Here is a 25,377-nt window from a genome sequence, read left to right on the forward strand (position 1 = left end):
ATTTGCGACGCGGATCAAGTCCGCGGACGGGTATGGTTTGCTCTTTTTCGATACGGTAGGGGACTGGCGTAACTAGACATGGCAGGTAGGACGGCGCGCCGGCGCTCTTTCGCCGGACGGTGCTGTATTGCCCTGACATACCCAACGCGGACTGGCTCCATGGGCCGGCACCGGTTCCCTTGGATGGTGGGCGACGTTCATTGCCGGCGGCGGCAATGGGCATCGTAGCGAAGACACGGTCGCTGGAAAAGGATGCAGGAGGCGCATCTCCGGCGAAAAACAGGTACAGAAAGGCAAGGAACTCGATCATGCAGAGCGGCATCGAAAGGGAGCTTACGGGCGACCTCCCATTTCCTGGAACTTTGGTCGGAGCAAACGAGATGGCGGTCTCCAGCGACGCGGAACAGAAATTCGACCGGGTCAAGGCCCAGTTGAAGGCGCGCCTGGGCACCGAAGTCTATTCAAGCTGGTTCGGCCGCATGAAGGTCGCGGAAGCTTCCAAGGGCATTGTCCGCATCTCCGTGCCCACCGCGTTCCTGCGCTCGTGGATCAACGGCCACTATCACGATCTCATTTCCGAGCTGTGGAAGCACGAGGATCCCGAGCTTCTCAAGATCGAGATCGTCGTGCGCACCGCGACCCGTCAGGGGCGCAGCCAGCCCGAACCGGAATTGGCTCCGGCGCGCAAGATGACGCGGCAGACGCAGACGGCGCTGGCCGCCGGCACCGTCAGCCCAGGCAGGGTGGAGCGGTCTCCCGTGCCGCGCCCGGGTGTGCCGGTCGAGAGCGAGTTCCGCCACAATGTGCTGGGATCACCGCTTGATCCACGTTACACGTTCGGTTCCTTCATCGAAGGGCCCTCGAACCGCGTGGCCTTCGCCGCCGCCAAGGCCGTGGCGGAATCTCAGTCGAGCGCGGTGCGCTTCAATCCGCTTTTCCTGCATGCCACCGTCGGGCTCGGCAAGACTCACCTCTTGCAGGCCATCGCCGCGGAATCGCTGAAGCAGAATCCGAAGTCACGCGTCGTCTATCTCACCGCCGAGTATTTCATGTGGCGCTTCGCCACCGCGATCCGCGATAACAACGCATTGACGCTCAAGGAGCAGCTGCGCGACATCGACCTGTTGATCATCGACGACATGCAGTTCCTGCAGGGTAAGTCGATCCAGCATGAATTCTGCCATTTGATCAACATGTTGCTCGACAGCGCCAAGCAGGTGGTCGTCGCCGCCGACCGGCCACCGTCGGAGTTGGAATCGCTCGAACCGCGGGTCCGCTCGCGCCTCAATGGCGGCGTCGCGCTCGAAATGTCGGCTCCCGATTTCGCCATGCGGCTCGGCATGCTCAAACTGCGCCTGGCCACAGCCAGGATCGACGATGCATCGCTCGACATTTCCGAAGAGATCCTCAACCACGTTGCCCGCACCGTGACCGGCAGCGGACGCGAACTGGAAGGCGCCTTCAACCAGCTCCTGTTTCGCCAGTCGTTCGAACCGCAGATCACCATCGACCGCATCGACGAGATTCTCGGCCACATCTATCGCACAGGCGAACCGAAGCGGGTCCGCATCGAGGACATCCAGCGCATCGTGGCGCGCCACTACAACGTCTCGAAGACGGAACTTTTGTCCAACCGGCGCACGCGCACCATCGTCAAGCCGCGGCAGGTCGCCATGTACCTGTCGAAGGTGATGACGCCGCGCTCGCTGCCGGAAATCGGACGGCGCTTCGGCGGCCGCGACCACACGACGGTGCTGCACGCCGTGCGCAAGATCGAGGACCTTTCCGGCAATGACAACACGCTGGCGCAGGAACTGGAATTGCTGAGAAGGCTGATCAACGACCAGGCCTGACGGCCAGAAACGGGCCGCTTGCAGAGTTGGCCAGCTTTATCCCCAGAAAGCCCGCGTAACCGGCCCGAACCGGTGGCGCGGGCTTGCGTTCACTGGTTTTTTCCTGTCAGTTTGCGTAGATTCTGAAGCCTGTTCAGACCTTTCGCGGGGCGCCGCAAGCCGGAGACCCGTTCATTCATTCAAGCGAGCCTGTTTCGTCATGCGTGTTATCCTGGAACGGTCAAATCTCCTGAAGTCGCTCAACCACGTCCACCGCGTGGTCGAACGGCGCAACACCATACCGATCCTATCCAACGTGCTGCTCAGCGCCGAGGGCGCCAGCCTCGAAATGAAGGCCACCGACCTCGACCTGGAGGTGACGGAAGCGACGCCCGCCAAGGTCGAGCGCGGCGGCGCGACGACCGTCCCCGCGCACTTGCTCTACGATATCGTGCGCAAGCTTTCCGACGGCGCCGAGGTGATGCTGAAGACGGATGAGGACGGCAACGCCATGACGGTGACGTCGGGCCGCTCCAGCTTCCGCCTGCAGTGCCTGCCGCAATCCGACTTTCCCGAGCTTTCGGCCGGATCCTTTTCGCATATCTTCCGTCTCGACTCGGTGGCGCTGAAGGGTCTGATCGAGAAGACGCAGTTCGCCATCTCCACCGAGGAGACGCGCTATTATCTCAACGGCATCTACCTGCACACGCATGAAGTCGGCGGCAAGCTGAAGCTGCGCTCGGTGGCAACCGACGGCCATCGCCTGGCGCGCGCCGAGATCGACGCACCGGCTGGCTCCGAAGGCATGCCTGGCATCATCATCCCGCGCAAGACGGTGAGCGAACTGCAGAAGCTGGTCGACGATCCTGATGTCGCTGTGACCACCGAACTGTCCGACACCAAGATCCGCTTCACCATCGGCAGCGTCGTCCTGACCTCGAAGCTGATCGACGGCACCTTTCCGGACTATCAGCGGGTCATTCCGACCGGCAACGACAAGAAGCTGATCCTCGACCGCCAGAGCTTCGCCGCCGCGGTCGACCGTGTCTCGACCATCTCTTCCGAACGCGGCCGCGCGGTGAAGCTCTCGATCAGCGAAGGCCAGGTGACGCTCGCCGTCAACAATCCGGATTCGGGCAGCGCCACGGAAGAACTGGCGGCAGACTATTCGGCCGACCCGATCGAGATTGGCTTCAACGCCAAATACCTGCTCGATGTCGCGGCGCAACTGACCGGAACGGAAGCCAAATTCATGCTGGCCGATGCCGGTTCGCCGACGCTGATCCACGACATGGCCGATGAGACCGCGCTTTACGTGCTGATGCCGATGCGGGTATAGCGGCGCGGCGTCGCCTGGCAGCTAGCGTTGCAGTTGCGGTGACTTCTACAGGCGGATAGCGGTTGCCGGCACAAACCCACATAAGTAAGCTTACGCTTACTAATTTTCGCAATTACGCAACCCTGGCGATAGATGTTGCTCCGGGCGCGGTGGTCTTTTCCGGCGACAATGGTGCCGGCAAGACCAATCTCCTCGAAGCGATCTCCTTTTTGACGCCGGGGCGCGGCTTGCGTCGCGCGCCTTACGGGGATGTGGCACGTGAGGGCGGCGATGGCGGTTTCGCCCTGCATGCCCGGCTCGACGGACCTGACGGCGAGGTCGAGATCGGTACGGGCATTCCCGGGGGCGACTCTGCGGAAAGCGGCAGGCGGGTGCGTATAAACGGAGCCGCTGCGCGGACCGAGGACATGCTGGAATGGCTGCGGGTCGTGTGGCTGACACCGGCGATGGATTCGCTGTTCACCGGACCGGCCGCGGATCGCCGGCGCTTTCTCGACCGGCTGGTGCTGGCGATCGATCCCGGACATGGCCAGCGTGCGCTCGACTACGAGAAGGCGATGCGTGGCCGTAACCGTCTGCTGACGGAAGGCTCACGCGATGCCGGCTGGTTCGAGGCGATAGAGACGCAGATGGCGGAGACCGGCGTGGCGATCGCGGCGGCGCGCGCCGAAATGGTGCGGCTGCTGGCCGCCATGATCGGCAGGCTGCCCGACACCGGACCGTTTCCGCAGGCCGATATCGGCCTTTCGGGTGACCTGGAGGCCGAGATTGCCGGCGCGCCGGCGGTCGATGTCGAGGAGCGGTTCCGGCGGGCACTTGCAGATGGCCGAGACCGTGACCGTGCCGCCGGACGCACCCTCGAAGGCCCGCACCGTTCAGACCTCGTGGTCCGGCACCGGCCCAAGGCAATGCCGGCCGAACTCTGCTCGACCGGCGAACAGAAGGCACTGCTGGTCGGCATCGTGCTGTCGCATGCCCGTCTGACCGGCGAAATGTCCGGCCTGACGCCGATCCTGCTGCTCGACGAGATCGCGGCGCACCTCGATGGCGGCCGGCGCGCGGCACTGTTCTCGATCCTGGAGGAACTGAACTGCCAGGCTTTCATGACGGGAACCGATGCGGCGCTGTTTTCCAGCCTGCATGGCCGCGCGCAGTTCCTGACGGTCGACCACGGCACGGTTGGGCCAACCGAAGACCCCTGACAAGGTTTTTCGACCGCTATATGGTCCCTGACATGACCGCTGCCGCCCTCACCGCCGACGAGATCGAACGCTATGCTCGCCACATCGTGCTGCCGGAGATCGGCGGCGCGGGCCAGCAGAAGCTCAAGCAGGCGCGGGTCCTGGTGATCGGCGCCGGAGGACTCGGTGCGCCGGTGCTTGAGTATCTCGCCGCGGCCGGCGTCGGGACGCTCGGCGTGATCGACGACGACACCGTTTCGCTCTCCAACCTGCAACGCCAGGTCATTCACGGCACTGATACGGTTGGCATGCTGAAGACCCAGAGCGCCGAGGCGGCGATCACCCGCATCAATCCCAACATATCAGTCGAGGCGCACACATTTCGGCTCAATGCCGAAAACGCCCCTGCTCTCGTCGCCCGCTACGACGTCGTCGTCGACGGGTCCGACAATTTCGAGACGCGTTATGTGGTGGCCGATGCCTGCGCGGCCGAAGGGAAGCCGCTGGTGCATGCGGCCGTCGGACGTTTCGATGGCTCGGTGACCGTGCTGAAGCCTTTCGAAAGCGGCAGCGACGGCAAGCCAAACCCGAGCTATCGGGATCTGTTTCCCGAAGCCCCGCCGCCGGGCCTCGTGCCGTCCTGTGCCGAGGCCGGGGTGCTCGGCGCGCTGACCGGCGTCATCGGCACGCTGCAGGCAATGGAGGCGATCAAGCTGGTCACCGGCATAGGCGAGCCGCTGATCGGCCGGCTGCTGCTCTATGATGCGCTGGCCGCGCGCTTCGAGACGATCCGCTACAAGAGACGCTGATCTTGGAACGATCCCATGTTTCGATCACGCAGATCCCGGCCGATTTCGGCCGCTGGGGTGATGTGCTTGCCCTCATCACGCGTGCCTTCGCCTTCATGGACGGCATCATCGACCCGCCGTCGTCGGCTCACCTGCTCACAGTCGATGCGTTGCGCGCCAAGGCCCTGCGGGAGACGGGCTTTCTGGCACTCGACGGCGACACGATCGTCGGTTGCGTTTTTGCTCTCGAGGGAGCTGACGGTTTTTATGTCGGCAAGCTCGCCGTCGCCCCGGGCCGCCAGGGGCAAGGCATTGGCCGGCGGCTGGTGCAAGCGGCCGAAGATCTGGCCCGCAGCCGCGGCAAGGCCGCCATCGAACTCGAGACGAGGATCGAGCTCATCGCCAACCATGCAGCCTTTGTCCGGCTCGGCTTTCACGAAACCGAACGGACGGCGCATGACGGCTATGACAGGCCGACGTCCATCACCATGCGCAAAACGATTTCGTAAAGCTTCGCGTTACATTGAACGGCGAGCGGCGCCTGGAGGTTTCAGGTTCTGAGCGGCAGCACGCGGTCCGGCGGGCGATGGCCATCGACGAAGGCGCGAATATTGATGATGACCTTCTCGCCCATGTCGATACGGCCCTCGAGCGTGGCCGACCCCATATGCGGCAGCAGCACGACCTTGTTCCTGGCGGCGAGCTTCAAGAGCTTGCCGTTCAGGGCCGGCTCGTGCTCGTAGACATCGAGGCCGGCACCGGCGATCTTGCCGTCCTGGATCAGCTTGACCAGCGCTTCTTCGTCGATGATGTCGCCGCGGGCAGTGTTGACGATATAGGCGGTGGGCTGCAGCAGCGCCAGCCGCCGTGCCGACAGGAGATGGAAGGTCGCGGGCGTCGACGGACAGTTGACCGAGATGATGTCCATGCGGGCCAGCATCTGATCGAGGCTCTCCCAATAGGTCGCCTCCAGCCCATCCTCGACCGCCGGCAGCACGCGATGCCGGTTGTGATAGTGGATGGACAGGCCGAAAGCCTTGGCCCGCCTGGCAACGGCGGTGCCGATGCGGCCCATGCCGACAATGCCGAGCCGCTTGCCCCAGATGCGCCGGCCAAGCATCCAGGTCGGCGACCAACCGGCCCATTTCTTGTCGCCCGTAAGCACGCTGGCGCCTTCCGCCAGCCGGCGTGGCACGGCCAGCATCAGCGCCATGGTCATGTCGGCGGTATCTTCGGTGAGCACGTTGGGCGTGTTGGTAACGGTAATGCCTCTCTTGGCCGCCGCCGTCACGTCGATCTTGTCGACGCCGTTGCCGAAATTGGCGATCAGCTTGAGGTTGTCGCCGGCCTGCGCGATCAATGCGGCATCGATCTGGTCGGTCACGGTCGGCACCAATACGTCGGCTTCCTTGACCGCGGCGACCAGTTCCGGCTGCGTCATCGGCCTGTCCTCGACATTCAACCTTGCGTCGAACAGTTCGCGCATGCGGGTCTCGACCGGGTCGGGCAGCTTTCGCGTGATGACCACGAGAGGCTTCTTTTTGCCTGGCATTGTTTCCCTCGTTGAGACCTCTTTAACCAAGACCGGCGAAACTGAAAGCTGGTCGCGGCAGCTGATTTACCCATGTAACAAGCGGTGCCGCCGAAGACAAAGAAAAAGGGGTGCCGCAGCCGTCGGGCCGGCGCCGAAAGGAACGAAAGTGTCTGGTTTCGCGTCGCTTCGCCTGGCCCTCAGCGCAGCATTTCTCGGCGCTCTCCTCTATTCTCCGCTTGCCGTCGCGCAGAGCGCGGCCGCCCCTGCCCAGAGCGCCATCACGCTCGGACCGAGCGGCCTGCCGCTGCCGCGATTCGTCAGCCTGAAGTCCGGCCGCGTCAACTCGCGCGTCGGCCCCGGCGCCAATTATTCGGTCGACTGGATGTATATGAAGGCCGGTCTGCCGATGGAGATCATCCAGGAGTTCGATACGTGGCGGCGCGTGCGCGACGCCGACGGCTCGGAAGGATGGATCAACCAGTCGCTGCTTTCGGGCCGGCGCACAGCGATCATCGCGCCCTGGCAGCGCGGCAAGGGCGGCCAGGTCAACCTTCTGAAGGGGCCCGACAAGGATGCCAGGGTGGTGGCGATCGTCGAACCCGGCGTGATGGGCACGATCAAGTCTTGCGACGGCCAGTGGTGCGAAATGACGCTCGACGGCCACACAGGCTGGCTTGCCCAGTCGGTCGTCTGGGGGGCTTATCCCGGCGAGCGGGTCAAGGACTGAATGTCTCGCGTTTGCGCCCGATTGGGCCAAGATGGGTGTCCTGAAACCCTGTCGACAGCTTCAAGCCGTAGCCCAGTGCACGGTCGAGCGCGATATGGGCGATCCAGACCAGTGCGATGGCGCTGCCGACCGCATTGCCGGCGAGATGCCCGGCAAGCAACAGAAGCACCGGTACGATTCAGGGCGTGCAAGGCGTTGTAGGCAATGGCGCCGATGCGCGGGCCACCGAGATAGCCCAGCATCGACAGGTCCGGCGCCAGGATGAGCAACGCGAAGAGCCACCAGGAAATGCCTGTCGCGCCATAGAAGACGATTGCGGCAACCGCCACGACGGCCCATTCGACCCGGACTATCCAATCGAGGGGTCTCATCCCCGACCGATTATTCGGGCCAGACCGATTATTCGGGGCTTACGGATCACTCCGGCCAGACCGAATATTATTCCGGCCTCGCCGGTCATTCCGAACGCTTGGGACGCAGCCTCACCACGATATCGACATTGGCGATCTCCATGCCTTCGGGCGGCTCCGGCAGATTGGTGACCGTGACCGGACCGTTGGCGATGTCGAAAATCCTGTTTTCGCCTTCGATATAGAAATGGTGGTGGTCGGAGGTGTTGGTGTCGAAATAGGTCTTGGAACCTTCGACGGCGAGGATGCGCAGCAGCCCCGCCTGGGTAAACTGGTGAAGCGCGTTGTAGACGGTGGCCAGCGACACCGGCACGCCGGCGGCCTGCGCCTCCTCGTGCAGTTCCTCAGCCGACAAATGGCGGTCGCCCTTGGCGAAAAGCAGGTCGGCCAGCGCAATGCGCTGGCGCGTCGGCCTCAGGCCGGCCTCACGTACCCGCTTGTCCACAGCGACATTTTCCTTCCGGCAGCCCCGGTCCATCTGGTCTTCCAAGCTCGCAGTCCCGCTTCAAGACACGCCCAGAATGGCAAAAAAATGAATGTCTGCCGAAACCGGACCCCTGTTGACATATATTCTGTCGCCCGAATGCGATCAATAGCGCGCATTGACCCGGGCAGACTGGCGGGTTAAGCGCAAACGCCGGTTTCCGGCCTGAAACAGATTGTGTTAGGACACCAACGACAAGGGCGCGCTACCGCCCGGACGATATGGGGACGAAATTGATGGCGGGTTCGAAATCCAGCTACGACTACGAAGAATTGCTGGCCTGCGCCCGCGGCGAGCTGTTCGGAGAAGGCAATGCCCAATTGCCCTACCCACCGATGCTGATGTTCGACCGTATCAGCGAGGTCAGCGAGACCGGCGGCGCCTTCGACAAGGGTTTCATTCGCGCGGAATTCGATATCAAGCCCGACCTGTGGTTCTTTGCCTGCCATTTCATCGGCAATCCGATCATGCCGGGGTGCCTCGGCCTGGACGCCCTGTGGCAATTGACCGGCTTTTATCTCGGCTGGCTAGGCGAACCCGGCAAGGGAATGGCCCTGTCGACCGGAGAGGTCAAGTTCAAGGGCATGGTCACGCCGTCGGTCAAGAAGGTCGAGTATGGCGTGGATTTCAAGCGTGTGATGCGGGGCCGGCTGGTGCTCGGCATCGCTGATGGCTGGATGAAGGCGGATGGCGAGCCCATATATGCGGCGACAGACCTGAAGGTCGGCCTGTCGAAGCAGTCGGCGGTCGCTTGACCGCAGCCCTGGCCAGCCCATTGGCCAGCATCCCTGGAAGGAGTTGCGAATGAGACGTGTCGTAGTCACAGGCCTCGGCATCGTGTCGTCGATCGGCAACAATGCCAACGAGGTGCAGACCTCGCTGCACGACGCCAGATCCGGCATCAGCTTTTCCGATTCCTTTGCCGAGCATGGCTTCCGCTGCCAGGTCTGGGGCGCGCCGACGCTCGACCCTTCCGCCATGATCGACCGCCGCGCGATGCGCTTCCTGAGCCAGGGCGCGGCCTGGAATCACGTCGCCATGGACCAGGCGATCGCCGATGCCGGCCTCGGCGAGAGCGACATCACCAACGAGCGCACCGGCATCGTCATGGGTTCGGGCGGCCCCTCCACCCGCACCATCGTCGAGGCGGCCGAAACCACGCTCAAGAACGGCAGCCCCAAGCGCATCGGACCCTTCGCGGTGCCGAAGGCGATGTCGTCGACGGCATCGGCGACGCTGGCCACCTGGTTCAAGATCCATGGCGTCAACTATTCGATCTCGTCGGCCTGCTCGACCTCGGCGCATTGCATCGGCAATGGTTACGAGCTGATCCAGTGGGGCAAGCAGGACATGGTCTTTGCCGGCGGCCACGAGGATCTCGACTGGACGATGTCTGACCTGTTCGACGCCATGGGCGCCATGTCGTCGAAGTTCAACGACAGGGCCTCGACCGCATCGCGCGCCTATGATGCCAATCGCGACGGCTTCGTCATTGCCGGCGGCGCCGGCGTGCTGGTGCTGGAAGAGCTGGAGCATGCCAAGGCGCGCGGCGCCAAGATCTACGCCGAGATCGTCGGTTATGGCGCGACCTCGGACGGCTACGACATGGTGGCGCCCTCGGGCGAAGGCGCGGTCCGCTGCATGCGCCAGGCACTGGCGACGGTCTCCACGCCGGTCAACTACATCAACACCCACGGCACCTCGACGCCGGTCGGGGATTCCAAGGAAATGGGCGCGATCCGTGAAGTGTTCGGCGAGAAGATGCCGTTCATCACGTCGACGAAGTCGCTGACCGGCCATTCGCTGGGCGCGGCAGGCGTGCAGGAATCCATCTATTCGATCCTGATGATGCAAGGCGGCTTCATCGGCGAAAGCGCCCATATCGAGACGCTCGACCCGGAATTCGAGGGCATGCCGATCGTACGCAAGCGCATCGACAACGCAGAGATCGACACCGTCCTTTCGAATTCCTTCGGTTTCGGCGGCACCAACGCAACGCTCGTTTTCCAGCGCTATTCCGCATAGGGCCAAGTTTTTTATATAAGGATTGCCGGCCATGGACGGATTGATGAAGGGCAAGCGCGGGCTTGTCATGGGTGTCGCCAACGATCATTCGATCGCCTGGGGCATCGCCCGGAAATTATCCGAACATGGCGCGGAACTCGCCTTCACCTACCAGGGCGAGGCTTTCGGTCGCCGGGTCAAGCCGCTCGCCGACAAGCTCGGCGCTTCGCTGGTCGTTCCCTGCGACGTCGAGGACAGCGCTTCGGTCGCCGCCACGTTCGAGACGCTTGGCAAGGCGTGGGGCGGACTGGACTTCGTCGTCCATGCCATCGGCTTTTCCGACAAGAACGAGTTGAAGGGCCTCTACGCCGACACCAGCCGGGACAATTTCGTCCGCACCATGGTGATCTCCTGCTACTCCTTCACCGAGGTGGCTCGCAATGCCGCGCCGCTGATGACCAACGGCGGTTCGATGATCACGCTGACCTATGCCGGCTCGGTTCGCGTCATGCCGAACTACAATGTCATGGGCGTCGCCAAGGCTGGGCTCGAGGCCAGCGTGCGCTACCTCGCCAACGACTACGGCCCGCGCGGCATTCGCGTCAACGGCATCTCGGCTGGTCCGGTGCGCACACTGGCCGGCGCCGGCATTTCGGACGCCCGCCACATGTTCTCCTACCAGCAGCGCAATTCGCCGTTGCGCCGGACCGTGACGATCGACGAGGTCGGCGGCTCCGCACTCTATCTCCTGTCCGACCTTGCTTCCGGTGTCACCGGCGAGATCCACTATGTCGATTCCGGCTACCATATCGTCTCGATGCCGACGCTCGATGAGTTGAAGCAGACGGATGGCGGGCGCGACTGAAGAGCGGTCCCGTCAAATGGGTCCTCTCCCAGTAAAGAAAATAATCCTCTCCAGTAAAATTGGATGCATTGACGGAAACTCATTTTAAGGGGATTTCCGATATAGGATCCCCCGACCTGGGGACCTATTCATGGCTGCCGTCAGCAACCCGAAGCGAACGCCTGTGTTCCGACTGCTCACGATAGCAAGTTCGGGCATTGGCAGTTTCGTCCTCGGCATCTGGGGTCTGAAGCACGGGCTTGGTGCCGGGTTTGCCGGCATATCGGCTGACATGATGGTATCGATCATGGCCGCACTTTGCGCGCTGGCGGCATCGGTAGCGGCAATGTCCTTCTTCGCCGGCATCGATGAATCGGCGGATTTTGTCTTCAACGAAACCCATTTCGACAAGCTGACCGGACTGCTGGCGCGCCCGGCTATGGTCGGCAAGGTCGCCGAGGCGGCATGCGCAACAAGCCGCACCGGGGAGCCGGTGTTCCTGATCGACATCGACATCGACCGGTTCAAGCAGATCAACGACGCGATCGGCTACACCCAGGGCGACGAGCTGATCCGCGCCTTCACCCAGCGGCTGCACAGCTGCGTGCCCGCGCGCGCCGTGATCGGCCGTATCGGGGCCGGCGAGTTCGCGGTGCTGCTCCCGGACCATCTGATCCAGGGAACCCTGGAAAGCATGGTCGAGAGGCTCATCGACGAGATGATGGAGCCGTATGAGCTCAGCAGCCACCAGCAATCGGTGAGCCTGTCGGTCGGCATCGTGGCGATGCCCAAGGATGGTATCGATCCGGTCCTTATCCTGCGGCGCTCCAACCTGGCGCTGCAGAATGCGCGTGCCACTGGAGTTGGCAACTGGGCGGTCTTCGACAGCGAGATGGGACGCGTGGCCGACCATCGCCAATGGGTCGAATCCGAGCTGCATAGCGCCTTTGAACGCGGTGATTTCGACCTCCACTATCAGCCGCAGCTCGACCTCCCGACCGGCCGCATCGTCGGCTACGAGGCATTGATCCGCTGGAAGCATCCCGAACGCGGCATGATCCCGCCGATGGAGTTCATCCAGATCGCCGAGGAGACCGGCATGATCAACCCGATCGGCGAATGGGTGCTGCGCAAGGCCTGCAGCGACGCCCGCCATCTGCCGGAGGACTGTTTTGTCGCCGTCAACATCTCGCCGGTCCAGTTCATGACCAAGGACTTCGTCGGCATTGTGCGCGACACGATGCGGACAACCGGCATCAAGCCGTCACGGCTGGAACTGGAAGTCACCGAGACGGCGATGATGCAGGACCGCGACCGCGCGGCCGCGATCCTGAAGGAACTTGCCGAGATGGGCATCTCGGTCGCCGTCGATGATTTCGGCACCGGCTATTCCAACCTCAGCTATCTGATCGACTTCTCGTTCGGCAAGCTGAAGATCGACCGCTCCTTCGTCAGCCGCATCGATACCGATGCCAGCTCCGGCGCGGTCGTGTCGACCATTGTCGGGCTCTCGCGGGCGCTCGGCGTCAGCATCATTGCCGAAGGCGTCGAGACCGAAAGCCAGGCGACGCTGCTGCGGGCCGCCGGCTGCGAGGTGGTGCAGGGCTACCTGTTCGGCCGGCCGGCGCCGCTCAAGATCAGCGTTGGCGACGGGCATGTCGCCGACGGCATGAGGCGCGTCGCCAACCTGCATTGACAACCCGCCGCACCGTATTACCGGCGCGCGACAAACACCTTGAACATGCCGTCGCGTGCAAGCTCCACATGATTGGCAAAGACCGCCGACAGCACCGGCTCGTAGGGAAGCTGGCGGTTGGCGACCATGAACAGGCGTCCACCAGGCCTCAGGGCCTTGGCGGCCGCACGGATCATGCCAGCACCAATCTCCGGCTCCGCCGCACGGCTGCGATGGAAGGGCGGGTTCATGGCGATGACATCGTAACGGCGCTCGACAGGCTCGGCGAGCAAATCCATCCAGAAGAAGCCCTGCGCCACGGCATTGCCGAGATTGCCCCTGGCCGCCCCGAGCGCATCGAAATCGGCCTCGTAGAGATCAAGAGCGGACAAGCCCGGGCAGCGCGCAGCCATCTCGGCCGCCACATAGCCCCAGCCGGCGCAGAAATCGGCCGCGCTGCCGCGCAGATCACCGGGCAGGTTGTCGACCAGCAGTTTCGAACCGGCATCGACGCGATCGAAGGAGAACATGCCGGGCGCAGTGTGGAACCGGTCCCCAACCAGCAAAGCGGGATTGGCGGCGCGAAGCGCGGCTGCTTGCATATCGGCCGGGCGGCGCAGCCAGAAGGCAATGCCGTGATATTTCGGCATGTGGCCATCAAGCGGTACGAGATCGCCGACGCGCTTGCGCAGGCTGGCGATGCCATCCTCCTTGCCACCGGCAATGACGATCAATCCGCCTTCGGCCACGCGTTCGAGAGCCTCGGCGATGCGCAGTTCGTTCTGACCGCGATGGCGGCCGGCGAGCACGAGCGCGGCATCAAAACCATCGCCGGTCGATTGCGGCGTGACCGTGAAGCCCGCCGCCTGCAACGCACGGAAATGTGGCCGGAAGCCCTGCACGAGATTGAGCGTAGCCTCGAAACCCGGCGGCAAGCGCAGGCCGGGTTCGGCGCCAAGGAAGAGAACGCGCTCGCCCTTCCGCGGCGGGGAAAGAGCCTCGGCCTCGAACGGGTGAAAAAGCGTCTTCAGCGCTTCAGCGGACATAGCCGTGCTCCATAAACAAAAACGGGCGCGACCTAAGCCGCGCCCGCCTCGTTTTTTTGCCAGATCGCTCAGGCGGCGTTTTCTTCGCCTTCGGTCTTCTTGTCGCGGGCGATTTCCTTGCCGGTGGCCTGGTCGACGACCTTCATCGACAGACGAACCTTGCCGCGCTCGTCGAAGCCCATCAGCTTGACCCAGACCTTGTCGCCTTCCTTGACGACGTCCGAGGTCTTGGCGACCCGGTCGTTGGCGAGCTGCGAGATGTGGACGAGGCCGTCACGCGGACCGAAGAAGTTGACGAAGGCGCCGAAGTCGGCGGTCTTCACGACCGTGCCTTCGTAGATTTCGCCGACTTCCGGCTCGGCGACGATGGTGTGGATCCACTTCTTCGCCACCTCGATCTCCTTGGCGTTCGAGGAAGCGATCTTGACCGTGCCGTCGTCCTCGATGTTGATCTTGGCGCCTGTCTTCTCGACGATCTCGCGGATGACCTTGCCGCCCGAACCGATGACGTCGCGGATCTTGTCGGTCGGGATGTGCATGACCTCGATACGCGGTGCGAACTCGCCGAGTTCCGAACGCGCGCCGGAGAGCGCGTGGCCCATTTCGCCGAGGATATGCAGGCGGCCGTCCTTGGCCTGTCCGAGGGCGATCTTCATGATCTCCTCGGTGATGCCATCGATCTTGATGTCCATCTGCAGCGAGGTGATGCCGCCTTCGGTGCCGGCGACCTTGAAGTCCATGTCGCCGAGGTGATCCTCGTCGCCCAGGATGTCGGAGAGCACGGCGAAGCGCTCACCTTCCTTGATCAGACCCATGGCGATGCCGGCAACCGGCTTTGCCAGCGGCACGCCGGCGTCCATCAGCGCCAGCGATGTACCGCAGACGGTGGCCATCGACGACGAGCCGTTGGACTCGGTGATCTCCGAGACGACGCGCAGCGTGTAGGGGAACTGGTCGGAGGTCGGCAGCATCGGACGGATAGCGCGCCAGGCGAGCTTGCCGTGGCCGATTTCGCGGCGGCCCGGCGAACCCATGCGGCCGGTCTCACCGACGGAGTAGGGAGGGAAGTTGTAGTGAAGGAGGAACTTCTCCTTGTACATGCCGGTCAAGGAGTCGACATACTGCTCGTCCTCGCCGGTGCCGAGCGTGGCAACGACCAGCGCCTGGGTCTCGCCGCGGGTGAACAGCGCCGAACCGTGGGTACGCGGCAGGACGCCGACTTCCGACACGATCTTGCGCACGGTCTTGAGATCGCGGCCATCGATGCGCGAGCCGGTGTCGAGAATGTTCCAGCGCACGACCTTGGCCTGGAGCTCCTTGAACACCGAACCGATCTGTTCGGAGGTGTACTTTGCGTCCTCGCCTTCGGCAGGGGCAAACGCTGCCTTGACCTTCGCCTTGACGGCGTCGACGGCGGCGTAACGCTTCTGCTTGTCGACGTTCTTGTAGGCATCGCTGAGCTCGTCGCCGACGATCTTCAGCATCTCGGCCTCAAGCGCGGAATAATCCGGCGCGGTGAAGTCGCGCGGCTCCTTGGCGGCAACTTCGGCCAGCTTGATGATGGCGTCGATGACCGGCTGGAAACCCTTGTGGCCAAACATGACGGCGCCGAGCATCAGCTCTTCGCCAAGTTCCTTGGCTTCCGACTCGACCATCAGCACGGCGTCGGCGGTGCCGGCGACAACGAGGTCGAGCTTGGATTCCTGCATTTCGTCGACATGCGGGTTCAGCACATATTCGCCGTTGATGTAGCCGACGCGGGCGCCGCCGACCGGGCCCATGAACGGAACGCCGGAGAGCGTCAGGGCAGCCGAGGTGGCAACGATCGACAAGATGTCCGGATCGTTTTCGAGGTCATGCTGGACGACGGTGACGACGATCTGGGTGTCGTTCTTGTAGCCGGCGGCGAAGAGCGGGCGGATCGGGCGATCGATGAGGCGGGAAACCAGCGTTTCCTTTTCGCTCGGACGGCCTTCACGCTTGAAATAGCCACCCGGGATCTTGCCGGCGGCATAGGTCTTTTCCTGGTAGTTGACGGTCAGCGGAAAGAAATCGAGGCCGGGCTTGGGCTCCTTCATCGAAACGACGGTAGCGAGAACCTTGGTCTCGCCGTAGGTGGCGAGAACCGCGCCGTCAGCCTGACGGGCGATCTTGCCGGTTTCGAGGATGAGCGGACGGCCGCCCCATTCGATTTCCACTTTGTGGTGATTGAACATGTCTTGTCCTTAATAAGCGGAAAGGGGCGCGCCGTTTCACGGTGCGCGGATGCCCTTTCCCTGGCTTCCTTTCTCGGGCAGCCACGGGCAAGACAACGGGAAGCTCGGGTGATTTAGGCGCGACGAGCGCGCACGAGCGTCCTGCAATCCTGCCCCATGACCGTCCATGGGCGGTTTCGAGTGGCCCTCTGCACGCTCGAAACCGGGTCTGGCCAGCCGATACGACTGGCAGAATGCGTGACCGGCGGACTTTCCTGGGAAAATCCGCCGGTCAATTCGTCAACGGCGCAGACCGAGCTTCTCGATCAGTGTCTGATAGCGCGCGTCGTCCTTGCGCTTGAGATAATCAAGCAGGCTGCGGCGCTGGGACACGAGAGCGAGCAGACCACGGCGGGAATGGTTATCCTTCTTGTGGTCCTTGAAATGGTCGGTCAAGTTCTTGATGCGCTCGGAAAGGATGGCCACCTGGACTTCCGGAGACCCGGTATCGCCCTTGGCGGTTGCGAATTCACCCATCAATTCCTGTTTGCGCTCGGCAGTAATCGACATCGTGTTTTTCCTTATCTGTTTGAGGAAACGGGTCGCCCACAGCCGGGATGTCGTCCAGCAGGGGCCGTGCATGCAAAGCGACGAGGCGCTTTGCTGCGGCGCATATAGTGCAATTCCCCGAAAAACACCAGCCCAATTCACAAGCCGGCTTTTGACGCTCAAATGACGGGTTTAATCCCTGTCAAAGCCATTTCTTCCATTTGAAGAATGCAATCAGCCCGACAGCGATGGCAGCCATGAACAGCAGCGACAAGGGATAGCCGTAGTACGCCTTCAGCTCCGGCATATTCCATGGCGAGGTCGCGGGGTCGAAGTTCATGCCCCAGATGCCGACCAGGAAGGTGAGCGGCATGAAGATGACCGAGACGATGGTGAGATAGGAGATGACGTCGTTGGTGCGGGCCTGGCTCAGCGACAGGTGCATCTCGATCAGGCCGGTCAGCATGTCGCGCTGGGTCTCGACCAGTTCGATCAGCCTGAGCGAATGGTCGAGCGTGTCGTTGAGGAAGACCTTGGTCTCGGCTCTGACATAGGACGCGTCATTGCGGATCAGCGTTGCCAGCGCATCGCGCATCGGCCACAGCACGCCTTTCAGGACATTGGCATCGCGCCGCAATTCGTGCAGCTGCCGCATCTGGTGCTTGTGCGTCGAATGCAGCATCTGGTCCTCGATGCTGTCGACCAGGTCGCCGGCAGCCTCGATCGGCGGAAAATAGCTGTCGACGACGGCGTCGATCAGCGCATAGGCAAGATAGTCGGCGCCGCGCGTGCGCAACCGGTTGGGCGCTGAACTCTCGATGCGCTTGCGCACGGGATCGAACGGATCGCCCTCGCGCTCCTGGAAGGTGACGACGAAGTTCTCGCCCAGGAAGAGAGCGATCTGCTCGTAGCGATGCGACGTGACGTCGTCGATCATGCGCACGACGACGAAGGCGTGATCCTCGAAGAAGTCGACTTTCGGCCGCTGGCCGGTGTTGACGACATCCTCCAGCGCCAGCGGATGCAGGCTGAAGATGCGGCCGATCTCCTCGATCAATTGGATGTTGGCGAGGCCGGTGCAGTCGAGCCAGATGACGGGCCATTTCCGGCAATTGGCCTCGACATCGTCGATGCTGGCATTCTCGATCGTCTTGAACTTCTGTTGCGAGATCAAGGTCAGCCGTAATTCGGAGCGCCGCGCCGCCGGATCGGCGATCAGCGTGCCTGGCGGGGCGCCGACCGGCGGCCGCCTCGTCTTCACCGGCGCACGCTTCTTGACCGTGCCAGCCTTTGCCATGGAGCCCTCTGCCGCGATGTCGCACCGACATTAGATGAGTGGCATCAGCCGGCAAAGACCCGCTTGGGCTTGAACATGCCTTGCTCGACCGCGCCGATGGCGACCAGCCTGCCACGTGATGTCGCGCAAGCCTCTTCGGCCTCCACCGGTGCGTCGCGGCCACGAATGATGACCGGATTGCCGAGGCGAATCTTTGTCGCCGCATCATCGCTGATGGCGATCTGCGGCAGGCAGTCGAGAGCAGCCGAGGTGTCGACAAGAAGCGCATCGATCGCGCCGAAGTCGATCGGAACTGCCAACGCGTCGGCAGCGTCTGCCTCCGGGTCCGATTTGTCCTCGTCTTGCGCGCCGAAGCGGGCGGCCTCGAGTTCGGCGATGGTGACGAAATCCTCTGGCGTGAACGGCTCGACCTCGACCCGGCGCAGTTCGCCGATATGGCCGAAGCAGCCGAGGTCGCGGCCCATGTCGCGGGCCAGCGAACGCACATAGGTGCCCTTGCCGCATTCGACCTCGAAAATCGTCTGGTCCGGCTTGTGCTCGACAATATCGAGCCGGCCGATCTCGATCTCACGTGCGGGTATGTCGACCGTCTCGCCTTCGCGGGCGAGGTCATAGGCGCGCTCACCCGCAATCTTGATGGCCGAGAATTGCGGCGGCGTCTGCATGATGACGCCGGTGTATTTCGGCAGCAGCGCCCGCACTTCGGCTTCCGCCGGACGCAGGTCGGAGCTCTTCGTCACCGGCCCTTCGAGATCGTCGGTGGAGCGCTCATCGCCCCAGGCAACGGTGAAACGATAGACCTTAGCGCCGTCCTGCACGTAGGGCACGGTCTTGGTGGCCTCGCCGAGCGCGATCGGCAGCATGCCGGAAGCCAGCGGGTCGAGCGTGCCGGCATGCCCGGCCTTTTCGGCCTGGAACAGCCATTTGATCTTGGACACGGCCTCGGTCGAACCCATGCCGACCGGCTTGTCCAGCACCACCCACCCGGAGACGGGCCGGCCTTTCTTCTTGCCGCGACGCGCCATTATTCTTCTTCCTTATTGTCGTCGCTATCCAGGTCGCGCGCCACTTCGGGCGACTTCAAGAGATCGTTGATCCTGGCGAAATTGTCGAAGGAGGTATCGAGCCGGAAGCGGAACTCCGGCATGTATTTCATCTGCCTGAGCGCGCCGGAGACGCGGCCGCGCACGAACTTGGCATGCTTGTTGAGCGCCTCGATCACCGCGTCGGCGTCCTTGGCGCCGAGCGGAGAAACAAAGGCGGTGGCGATCTTGAGATCGGGCGACATGCGCACTTCCGAGACCGAAACGACCGAGTTTTCAATCAACGGGTCGATGATCTCGCCGCGCTGCAAGGTCTCCGAGAGCGCATGGCGCACCTGCTCGCCGACGCGCAGCATGCGCTGGGATGGGCTTGATGTCGTGGAACGGGGCATTTTTCTCAATCCTGAAAGCGTGAGGCGCGGGATGGGACCGTGCCGCATGTCTCAAACGGTCATTCTCAATAGCACCGAGGCGGCGGTCTTTCGACCACCGCCCGGTATCGACAGGCCACTCGAACTCAGAGTGTGCGGGTCACCATCTCGACGCGGAAGCATTCGATGACGTCGCCGACGCGCATGTCCTCGTAGTTCTGGAAGGCCATGCCGCACTCCTGGCCGCCGGGGACTTCCGAAACCTCGTCCTTGAAGCGCTTCAGTGTCTTCAGCGTGCCTTCGTGGATGACGACGTTGTCGCGGATCAGGCGTACGCCCGCGCCACGCTCGACCTTGCCTTCGGTGACACGGCAGCCGGCGATCTTGCCGACCTTGGTGATGTCGAAGATCTCGAGGATCTCGGCATTGCCGATGAAGGTTTCGCGACGCTCCGGCGACAGCAGGCCCGAGAGAGCCGCCTTCACATCATCCACCAGGTTGTAGATGATCGAGTAGTAGCGGATCTCGATGCCCGCGGCCGCGGCCGCGGCACGCGCCTGCACATTGGCGCGCACGTTGAAGCCGATGATCGCCGCGCCGGACGTTTCGGCCAGCGAGACGTCGCTTTCGGTGATGGCGCCGGCGCCGGAATGAACGATGCGCGCACGCACTTCGTCGGTGCCGAGTTTGTCCAGAGCAGCGTTGATCGCCTCGATCGAACCCTGAACGTCGCCCTTGATGACCAGCGGGAATTCCTTCAGCCCGCTCGTCTGCAACTGCGACATCATCTGTTCGAGCGAGCCGCGCTGGCCGGCATGCCTGGCCACCGCCTTCTCGCGTGCCAGACGCTGGCGATATTCGGTGATCTCGCGGGCACGGGCCTCGTTGTTGACCACGGCGAAGCGGTCGCCGGCCTGCGGCGTTCCCTGAAGGCCAAGCACCTCGACCGGCATCGCCGGCGGCGCTTCCTTGATCTGCTCGCCGCGGTCGTTGACCAGCGCGCGCACCCGGCCCCATTCGTTGCCGGCGACAAGGATGTCGCCCGGCATCAAGGTGCCGGTCTGGACCAGCACAGTGGCGACGGGGCCACGGCCCTTGTCGAGCTGCGCTTCGATGACGACACCCTCGGCGGTGCGGTCGGGGTTGGCCTTGAGGTCGAGGATTTCGGCCTGCAGCAGGATCGCCTCGAGCAATTTGTCGAGATTGGTGCCCTTGGTCGCCGACACTTCGACGTCCAGCACTTCACCGCCCATCGATTCGACGAAGACCTCGTGGCGCAAGAGTTCCGAGCGCACTTTCTGCGGATCGGCGTCATGCTTGTCGATCTTGTTGATCGCCACGATGATCGGAACGCCGGCCGCCTTGGCATGGCTGATCGATTCGATCGTCTGCGGCATGACGCTGTCATCGGCCGCCACCACCAGGATGGCGATGTCGGTCGCCTGGGCGCCACGGGCGCGCATCGCCGTGAAGGCGGCGTGGCCGGGCGTGTCGATGAAGGTGATCTTCTGACCGTTCTTCTCGACCTGATAGGCGCCGATATGCTGGGTGATGCCGCCGGCCTCGCCGGAAACGACATTGGCGTTGCGGATCGCATCGAGCAGCGACGTCTTGCCGTGGTCGACGTGGCCCATGATGGTGACGACCGGCGGACGCGACACGAGGTCTTCCGGACGGTCGGCGATGTTGAACAGGCCTTCCTCGATATCGGACTCGGCGACGCGACGGACCGTGTGGCCGAATTCGGTGGCCACCAGTTCGGCCGTGTCGGCGTCGATGACGTCGCCCGGCTTCAGGATTTGGCCCTGCTTCATGAAGTACTTGACCAGGTCGACAGCACGCTCGGACATGCGCTGCGCCAGTTCCTGGATGGTGATGGTCTCGGGCAGGATCACTTCACGCATGACCTTCTCGCGCGGCTCGTTGTGCATCGCGCGCTTGAATTTTTCCTGGCGGCGACGCATCGACGACAGCGAACGGGCTCGCGCGTCCTCGTCGGACAACGCGGAATTCAGTGTCAGCTTGCCACGGCGGCGGTCTTCCTCGCTCTTGGTGGGCTTTGCCGGACGCGCCACTTCGGGCGTGACCAGGCGGCGCACCGGCGCACCGGCGGTCGCCCGCTTCGGCTTGACCTCTTCTTCCTCGTCGGCGGTTGCCAGTTCAGCTGCTTGCGGCGCGCGGCGACGCGCCTCTTCCTCGGCGCGACGGCGCGATTCGGCCTCGGTCTGCAGCCGAGCCTCTTCCTCGGCCTGGCGGCGCGCAGAGTCCTCGCGTTCGCGCTTGCGGCGCTCTTCGTCCTCGGCGCGGCGCTTGGCCTCTTCGGCTGCGCGCTGACGGTCTTCGACCTCGCGGACTTTCGAGCCCTCGAGCGCCCTGCGGCGCGCTTCCATTTCGCTGCGCGATAATTCGTTCAGCACCATGCCGCTGCGCTCGACCGGGGGCGGCGGCGGGGGCGGCGCCTTGGGCGCTTCCTGCACGACAGGTGCAGCCACGACCGCCGGCTTCGGCGTGAAGACGGGCGCAGGCGGAGCGGCAACCGGCTCCGGCTTGTCGCCGGGCAGCGAGAACTTGCGCTTCTTGGTCTCGACCACGACCGACTTGGTACGGCCGTGCGAGAAGTTCTGGCGCACAGTGCCCTGTTCCATGCCGGGGCGCTTCAGCGTCAAGGTCTTCTTCGGTGTAACACTCAACGTCTTGTCGTCGCCCGATTTCGTATCGTTCATTCCATATCCTCTGCAGCATCATCTTCGTCAGCAACGGCCGCAAGCATTGCAAGATCGTCCGGGGTTCCGCCCCGATATCGGTCGAGCGCAACCATGCGCTTCTGGACCGCCTTACCCGCGTCTCCCGCGAGGACGGCAGCATGTATCACATTTGTACCCCCCAATGCCAAGCTCAACTCGGCCTCGGAGAAAAGTTTGTAGGCAAGGATGGAAGGGCCGCCGATATGGACGGTCGCCCGCCGCGCCTGGCTGATCTTGCGCACGCCATCGTCGGATGCTTCGGTCGCGTGGAGCACGAAAAGCGCCAGCCCGCCGCGCACCGCGCTCTCCACCTTGGTGGCTCCCAGCGAAATCGCGCCTGCCTTGCGGGCAAGGCCCAGCATGCCCAGAGCTGATTTGGAGAGCAATCCGTCAACCATGCCACCCAGGTCGGGCGGCACAATCACCTGTGCCTTGAAGGCGCGGGCAAAAAGGTTCTTGGCCGCCGCCTTTTCGATATGTAGGCGGTCGGCACTCACCCAGCAACCGCGGCCGGGCAGATTTCTCTTGAGATCGGGAACGACGGCCGAATCCGGACCGACAACGAACCGGATCAGTTCATCCGGTTCGGCCTGTTTTCGGGTGACGATGCAGGTGCGATCGTTCATCTCGTCCAAGGGCGGGTTGTGTGCGATGCGGCTTCACCTCACGCACCAACGGCTTCGTCGGCCGTTTCTTCTTCGGCCGCAAGCTCGTCTTCTGTGATCCAGCCGGCCTTGAGGCGAGCGGCCAGAACCATCTGCTCGGCATCGGCGCGCGAAACGCCGTGATTGGCCAGCACGCCCGGATAGACCTTGGTCTCGCCGTCCTTGCGTTCCTTCCAGCCGGTGAGGTCGTCGGCGGCATAGCCGGCGAAATCCTCGATCGTCTTCACGCCGTCCTCGCCGAGCGTCACCATCATGGCGGTGGTGACGCCGGGAATTTCGCGCAGGTCATCCGAAACGCCCAGCGCCTTGCGCTTCTCGTCGTGTTCGGCCTCGATCTTCTCCAGATACTCGCGGGCGCGGGTCTGGATTTCAGAGGCGGTATCGTCATCGAAGCCGTCGATCGAGGCGATTTCGCCGGCATCGACATAGGCGACTTCCTCGACGCTGGTGAAGCCTTCGGAGGCCAGCACCTGGCCGACCATCTCGTCGACATCGAGCGCTTCCATGAACAGCGCCGAGCGCTCGACGAATTCCTTCTGGCGGCGCTCGGATTCCTCGGCCTCGGTCAGGATGTCGATGTCCCAGCCGGTGAGCTGCGAGGCAAGGCGCACGTTCTGGCCGCGGCGGCCGATGGCCAGCGACAGCTGATCGTCGGGAACCACCACTTCGATGCGCTCCGCATCCTCGTCGAGCACGACCTTGGCGACTTCCGCCGGCTGCAGTGCATTGACAATGAAGGAGGCGGCCGAAGGCGACCACGGAATGATGTCGATCTTCTCGCCCTGCAATTCGCCGACGACGGCCTGGACGCGGCTGCCGCGCATACCGACGCAGGCGCCGACCGGATCGATCGAGCTATCACGCGAGATGACGGCGATCTTGGCGCGCGAGCCCGGGTCGCGGGCGACCGACTTGATCTCGATGATGCCGTCATAGATCTCCGGCACTTCCATGGTGAAGAGCTTGGCCATGAACTGCGGATGGGTGCGCGACAGGAAAATCTGCGGGCCGCGCTGCTCGCGGCGCACGTCGTAGACATAAGCTCGGACACGATCGCCGTATTTGTAGTTTTCGCGCGGGATCAGCTCGTCGCGGCGGATGATCGCCTCGCCACGGCCGAGATCGACGATGACGTTGCCATATTCGACGCGCTTGACGGTGCCGTTGACGATTTCGCCGATGCGGTCCTTGTATTCGTCATACTGGCGGTCACGCTCGGCCTCGCGCACCTTCTGCACGATGACCTGCTTGGCCGACTGGGCGGCGATGCGGCCGAAATCCATCGGCGGCAGCTGTTCGGCGATGAAATCGCCAAGCTGGGCGTCGGGATTGCGCTCGCGGGCGGAGGAAATAGCGATCTGGGTGGCGTAATCGTCGACCTTTTCGACCACTTCCATCAGCCGCTGCAGCTTCATCTCGCCGGTGTTCGGGTTGATGTCGGCGCGGATGTTTGTCTCCTGGCCATAACGCGAACGCGCCGCCTTCTGGATCGCATCGGCCATGGCGGCGATGACGATCGACTTGTCGATCGACTTTTCACGCGCGACCGCATCGGCAATCTGCAGCAGTTCAAGTCTGTTGGCGCTTACAACCATGTTCTTTCTCCCGAGCCTGTTCGCCGGACCTTTGCGCCCGGCAGCTCAATCAAATGTCCTGTTCGTGTTCTTCCGCGGCGTCCGGTTCCGTACCGTCGGACACATCGTCGTCCGGCCCACCGCGGCGTTTCTTGGCTTCCTTGCGCGCCCTGTTGTCCTTGGACAACGCATCGCGAATGAGGTCGTCAGTCAGGATCAGCCGGACATCGGCAATGGCATCGTAGGGCACGCGCACCGTCGGCTCCTCGCCATAGGCCGCCTTGTCGCGCTCGATCAGCACGTCATTGTCGCCGGCCTCGGCGATCTTGCCCTTGAAACGCTTGCGATCCGCAACGACGACCGATGTCTCCATCTTCACCAAGTGACCGGTCCAGGTCACGAAATCCGATTTGCGGACCAGCGGCCGGTCGATGCCGGGAGAGGAGACTTCAAGATGATACGCCTTCTCGATCGGATCGTCGACGTCGAGTGCCGGCGATACGGCTCGGCTGACCTCTTCGCAATCCTCGACGGTCATGGTGCCGTCGTCGCGCTCGGCCATGATCTGCAGCGTCAGCCCGTTCTGGCCGGACAGATGCACGCGCACGAGGCGGAAGCCGATGCCGCGCAGCACCGGCTGGACGATCAGCGCAATGCGCGCATCGATGCCGCTTTCGCGGATGATGCGGTCGTCACCTTCGCTTGCCGTTGCAGTCATCAATTGCCTGTCGTTCGTTTCGAACCTATCGGCAGGTAATAAAAAAGAGCGGGACCGGGTGGACCCACTCTTCGTCATACCGACCAAGAATTTGAGGCTGATATAAACGATCCGGGCTGGTGTTTCAAGTCCGCAGTCCCGGCCTGTCGTAAGCACATGAGTTGTCCGGATTAGGTAGCCCATGAGTTGTCCGGTTTTTATCGCCAGCCAATGGAGGCTGGGGATGACACGGACAGCATGGCTACAGGGCCGGAGAATGCAGAAGTTTCGGGATGTATTGAGCCGCTGGGATCACGGCGATTTGTCGATGGTCCCGGCTTCCGGCAGCTTGCCGGAGCCGTTGCCGGTTGGGCGCGC

At 63.3% G+C, this 25,377-nt stretch carries 22 protein-coding genes and 1 pseudogene; 10 read left to right on the plus strand and 13 right to left on the minus strand.

Annotated features, from left to right (window positions below; all coding sequences use genetic code 11):
* The first annotated feature begins 308 nt into the window (after positions 1 to 308).
* The 5 genes from dnaA to C7I87_RS12285 all read left to right on the plus strand — a co-directional run bounded on the left by dnaA (position 309) and on the right by C7I87_RS12285 (position 5,649).
* Positions 309 to 1,853 (plus strand): chromosomal replication initiator protein DnaA, encoded by a 1,545-nt coding sequence (gene dnaA, locus C7I87_RS12265; RefSeq protein WP_149904447.1) that lies wholly within the window; start codon positions 309 to 311, stop codon positions 1,851 to 1,853.
* Positions 1,854 to 2,052: 199 nt separating this feature from the next.
* The gene (gene dnaN / locus C7I87_RS12270; RefSeq protein WP_127276856.1) at positions 2,053 to 3,171 is read left to right on the plus strand and encodes a DNA polymerase III subunit beta; all 1,119 of its coding nucleotides are present in this window, start codon (positions 2,053 to 2,055) and stop codon (positions 3,169 to 3,171) included.
* Between the two features lie 62 nt (positions 3,172 to 3,233).
* Entirely contained in the window at positions 3,234 to 4,373 is a 1,140-nt protein-coding gene (gene recF / locus C7I87_RS12275) for a DNA replication/repair protein RecF (protein WP_149904448.1), read from the plus strand.
* A gap of 32 nt (positions 4,374 to 4,405) precedes the next feature.
* Positions 4,406 to 5,161 (plus strand): molybdopterin-synthase adenylyltransferase MoeB, encoded by a 756-nt coding sequence (locus C7I87_RS12280; protein WP_149904449.1) that lies wholly within the window; start codon positions 4,406 to 4,408, stop codon positions 5,159 to 5,161.
* 2 nt (positions 5,162 to 5,163) lie between these two features.
* Positions 5,164 to 5,649, plus strand: coding sequence for a GNAT family N-acetyltransferase (locus C7I87_RS12285; protein ID WP_149904450.1), 486 nt, complete (start codon positions 5,164 to 5,166; stop codon positions 5,647 to 5,649).
* A gap of 41 nt (positions 5,650 to 5,690) precedes the next feature.
* On the opposite strand, the gene C7I87_RS12290 is transcribed toward C7I87_RS12285, so the two are convergent.
* Positions 5,691 to 6,692, minus strand: coding sequence for a 2-hydroxyacid dehydrogenase (locus C7I87_RS12290; RefSeq protein WP_140757869.1), 1,002 nt, complete (start codon positions 6,690 to 6,692; stop codon positions 5,691 to 5,693).
* A gap of 148 nt (positions 6,693 to 6,840) precedes the next feature.
* Here C7I87_RS12290 and C7I87_RS12295 point away from each other — a divergent pair, with 148 nt between their 5' ends.
* Positions 6,841 to 7,401 carry an SH3 domain-containing protein gene (locus C7I87_RS12295; RefSeq protein WP_149904451.1) on the plus strand — a complete coding sequence of 187 codons (561 nt, stop codon included), beginning with the start codon at positions 6,841 to 6,843 and terminating at the stop codon, positions 7,399 to 7,401.
* On the opposite strand, the pseudogene C7I87_RS12300 reads toward C7I87_RS12295, so the two are convergent.
* Together C7I87_RS12300 and irrA are read right to left on the minus strand one after the other, a co-directional pair.
* Positions 7,391 to 7,772, minus strand: a pseudogene (locus C7I87_RS12300) (DUF4260 domain-containing protein). The gene C7I87_RS12295 and the pseudogene C7I87_RS12300 sit on opposite strands and share 11 nt — an antisense overlap.
* Before the next feature lie 85 nt (positions 7,773 to 7,857).
* Positions 7,858 to 8,289, minus strand: coding sequence for an iron response transcriptional regulator IrrA (gene irrA, locus C7I87_RS12305; protein WP_149904452.1), 432 nt, complete (start codon positions 8,287 to 8,289; stop codon positions 7,858 to 7,860).
* 242 nt (positions 8,290 to 8,531) lie between these two features.
* Between irrA and fabA the strand changes: the two genes are divergently transcribed.
* From fabA to C7I87_RS12325, 4 genes are all read left to right on the plus strand, one after another.
* The gene (fabA, locus tag C7I87_RS12310) at positions 8,532 to 9,050 is read left to right on the plus strand and encodes a 3-hydroxyacyl-[acyl-carrier-protein] dehydratase FabA (protein WP_149904453.1); all 519 of its coding nucleotides are present in this window, start codon (positions 8,532 to 8,534) and stop codon (positions 9,048 to 9,050) included.
* A gap of 49 nt (positions 9,051 to 9,099) precedes the next feature.
* Positions 9,100 to 10,320, plus strand: a complete 1,221-nt coding sequence (fabB, locus tag C7I87_RS12315; protein WP_149904454.1) for a beta-ketoacyl-ACP synthase I — start codon at positions 9,100 to 9,102, stop codon at positions 10,318 to 10,320.
* 31 nt (positions 10,321 to 10,351) lie between these two features.
* Positions 10,352 to 11,164: an enoyl-ACP reductase FabI gene (gene fabI / locus C7I87_RS12320; RefSeq protein WP_149904455.1), complete on the plus strand. Its 813-nt coding sequence runs from the start codon at positions 10,352 to 10,354 to the stop codon at positions 11,162 to 11,164.
* Positions 11,165 to 11,294: 130 nt separating this feature from the next.
* Positions 11,295 to 12,839: a putative bifunctional diguanylate cyclase/phosphodiesterase gene (locus tag C7I87_RS12325; RefSeq protein WP_149904456.1), complete on the plus strand. Its 1,545-nt coding sequence runs from the start codon at positions 11,295 to 11,297 to the stop codon at positions 12,837 to 12,839.
* A 17-nt stretch (positions 12,840 to 12,856) separates the two neighbouring features.
* Here C7I87_RS12325 and C7I87_RS12330 read toward each other — a convergent pair whose 3' ends face one another.
* The 10 genes from C7I87_RS12330 to rimP form a co-directional block, all read right to left on the minus strand.
* Complete coding sequence (locus C7I87_RS12330; protein WP_149904457.1) at positions 12,857 to 13,864, minus strand: class I SAM-dependent methyltransferase; 1,008 nt, start codon at positions 13,862 to 13,864, stop codon at positions 12,857 to 12,859.
* Between the two features lie 68 nt (positions 13,865 to 13,932).
* Positions 13,933 to 16,080, minus strand: coding sequence for a polyribonucleotide nucleotidyltransferase (gene pnp / locus C7I87_RS12335; protein WP_149904458.1), 2,148 nt, complete (start codon positions 16,078 to 16,080; stop codon positions 13,933 to 13,935).
* Positions 16,081 to 16,359: 279 nt separating this feature from the next.
* A complete protein-coding gene (gene rpsO, locus C7I87_RS12340) occupies positions 16,360 to 16,701 on the minus strand; it encodes a 30S ribosomal protein S15 (RefSeq protein WP_281040214.1) in 342 nt (113 codons plus the stop codon).
* A gap of 109 nt (positions 16,702 to 16,810) precedes the next feature.
* On the minus strand, positions 16,811 to 17,905 hold the full coding sequence (gene corA / locus C7I87_RS12345) for a magnesium/cobalt transporter CorA (protein WP_149904459.1): 1,095 nt from the start codon (positions 17,903 to 17,905) through the stop codon (positions 16,811 to 16,813).
* 44 nt (positions 17,906 to 17,949) lie between these two features.
* Entirely contained in the window at positions 17,950 to 18,930 is a 981-nt protein-coding gene (gene truB, locus C7I87_RS12350; protein ID WP_149904460.1) for a tRNA pseudouridine(55) synthase TruB, read from the minus strand.
* Complete coding sequence (rbfA, locus tag C7I87_RS12355; protein ID WP_027142034.1) at positions 18,930 to 19,340, minus strand: 30S ribosome-binding factor RbfA; 411 nt, start codon at positions 19,338 to 19,340, stop codon at positions 18,930 to 18,932. The genes truB and rbfA overlap by 1 nt, the downstream gene beginning before the upstream one ends.
* A gap of 125 nt (positions 19,341 to 19,465) precedes the next feature.
* Complete coding sequence (gene infB, locus C7I87_RS12360) at positions 19,466 to 22,042, minus strand: translation initiation factor IF-2 (RefSeq protein ID WP_149904461.1); 2,577 nt, start codon at positions 22,040 to 22,042, stop codon at positions 19,466 to 19,468.
* A complete protein-coding gene (locus tag C7I87_RS12365) occupies positions 22,039 to 22,689 on the minus strand; it encodes an RNA-binding protein (protein ID WP_149904462.1) in 651 nt (216 codons plus the stop codon). Before C7I87_RS12365 ends, infB begins: the two co-directional genes overlap by 4 nt.
* Before the next feature lie 38 nt (positions 22,690 to 22,727).
* Positions 22,728 to 24,323, minus strand: coding sequence for a transcription termination factor NusA (gene nusA / locus C7I87_RS12370; RefSeq protein ID WP_149904463.1), 1,596 nt, complete (start codon positions 24,321 to 24,323; stop codon positions 22,728 to 22,730).
* A gap of 49 nt (positions 24,324 to 24,372) precedes the next feature.
* Positions 24,373 to 25,020 (minus strand): ribosome maturation factor RimP, encoded by a 648-nt coding sequence (gene rimP / locus C7I87_RS12375; protein WP_149904464.1) that lies wholly within the window; start codon positions 25,018 to 25,020, stop codon positions 24,373 to 24,375.
* Between the last annotated feature and the right edge of the window lie 357 nt (positions 25,021 to 25,377).

Origin of the sequence: Mesorhizobium sp. SARCC-RB16n (genome assembly GCF_008520305.1) — a bacterium.
GTDB lineage: Bacteria > Pseudomonadota > Alphaproteobacteria > Rhizobiales > Rhizobiaceae > Mesorhizobium.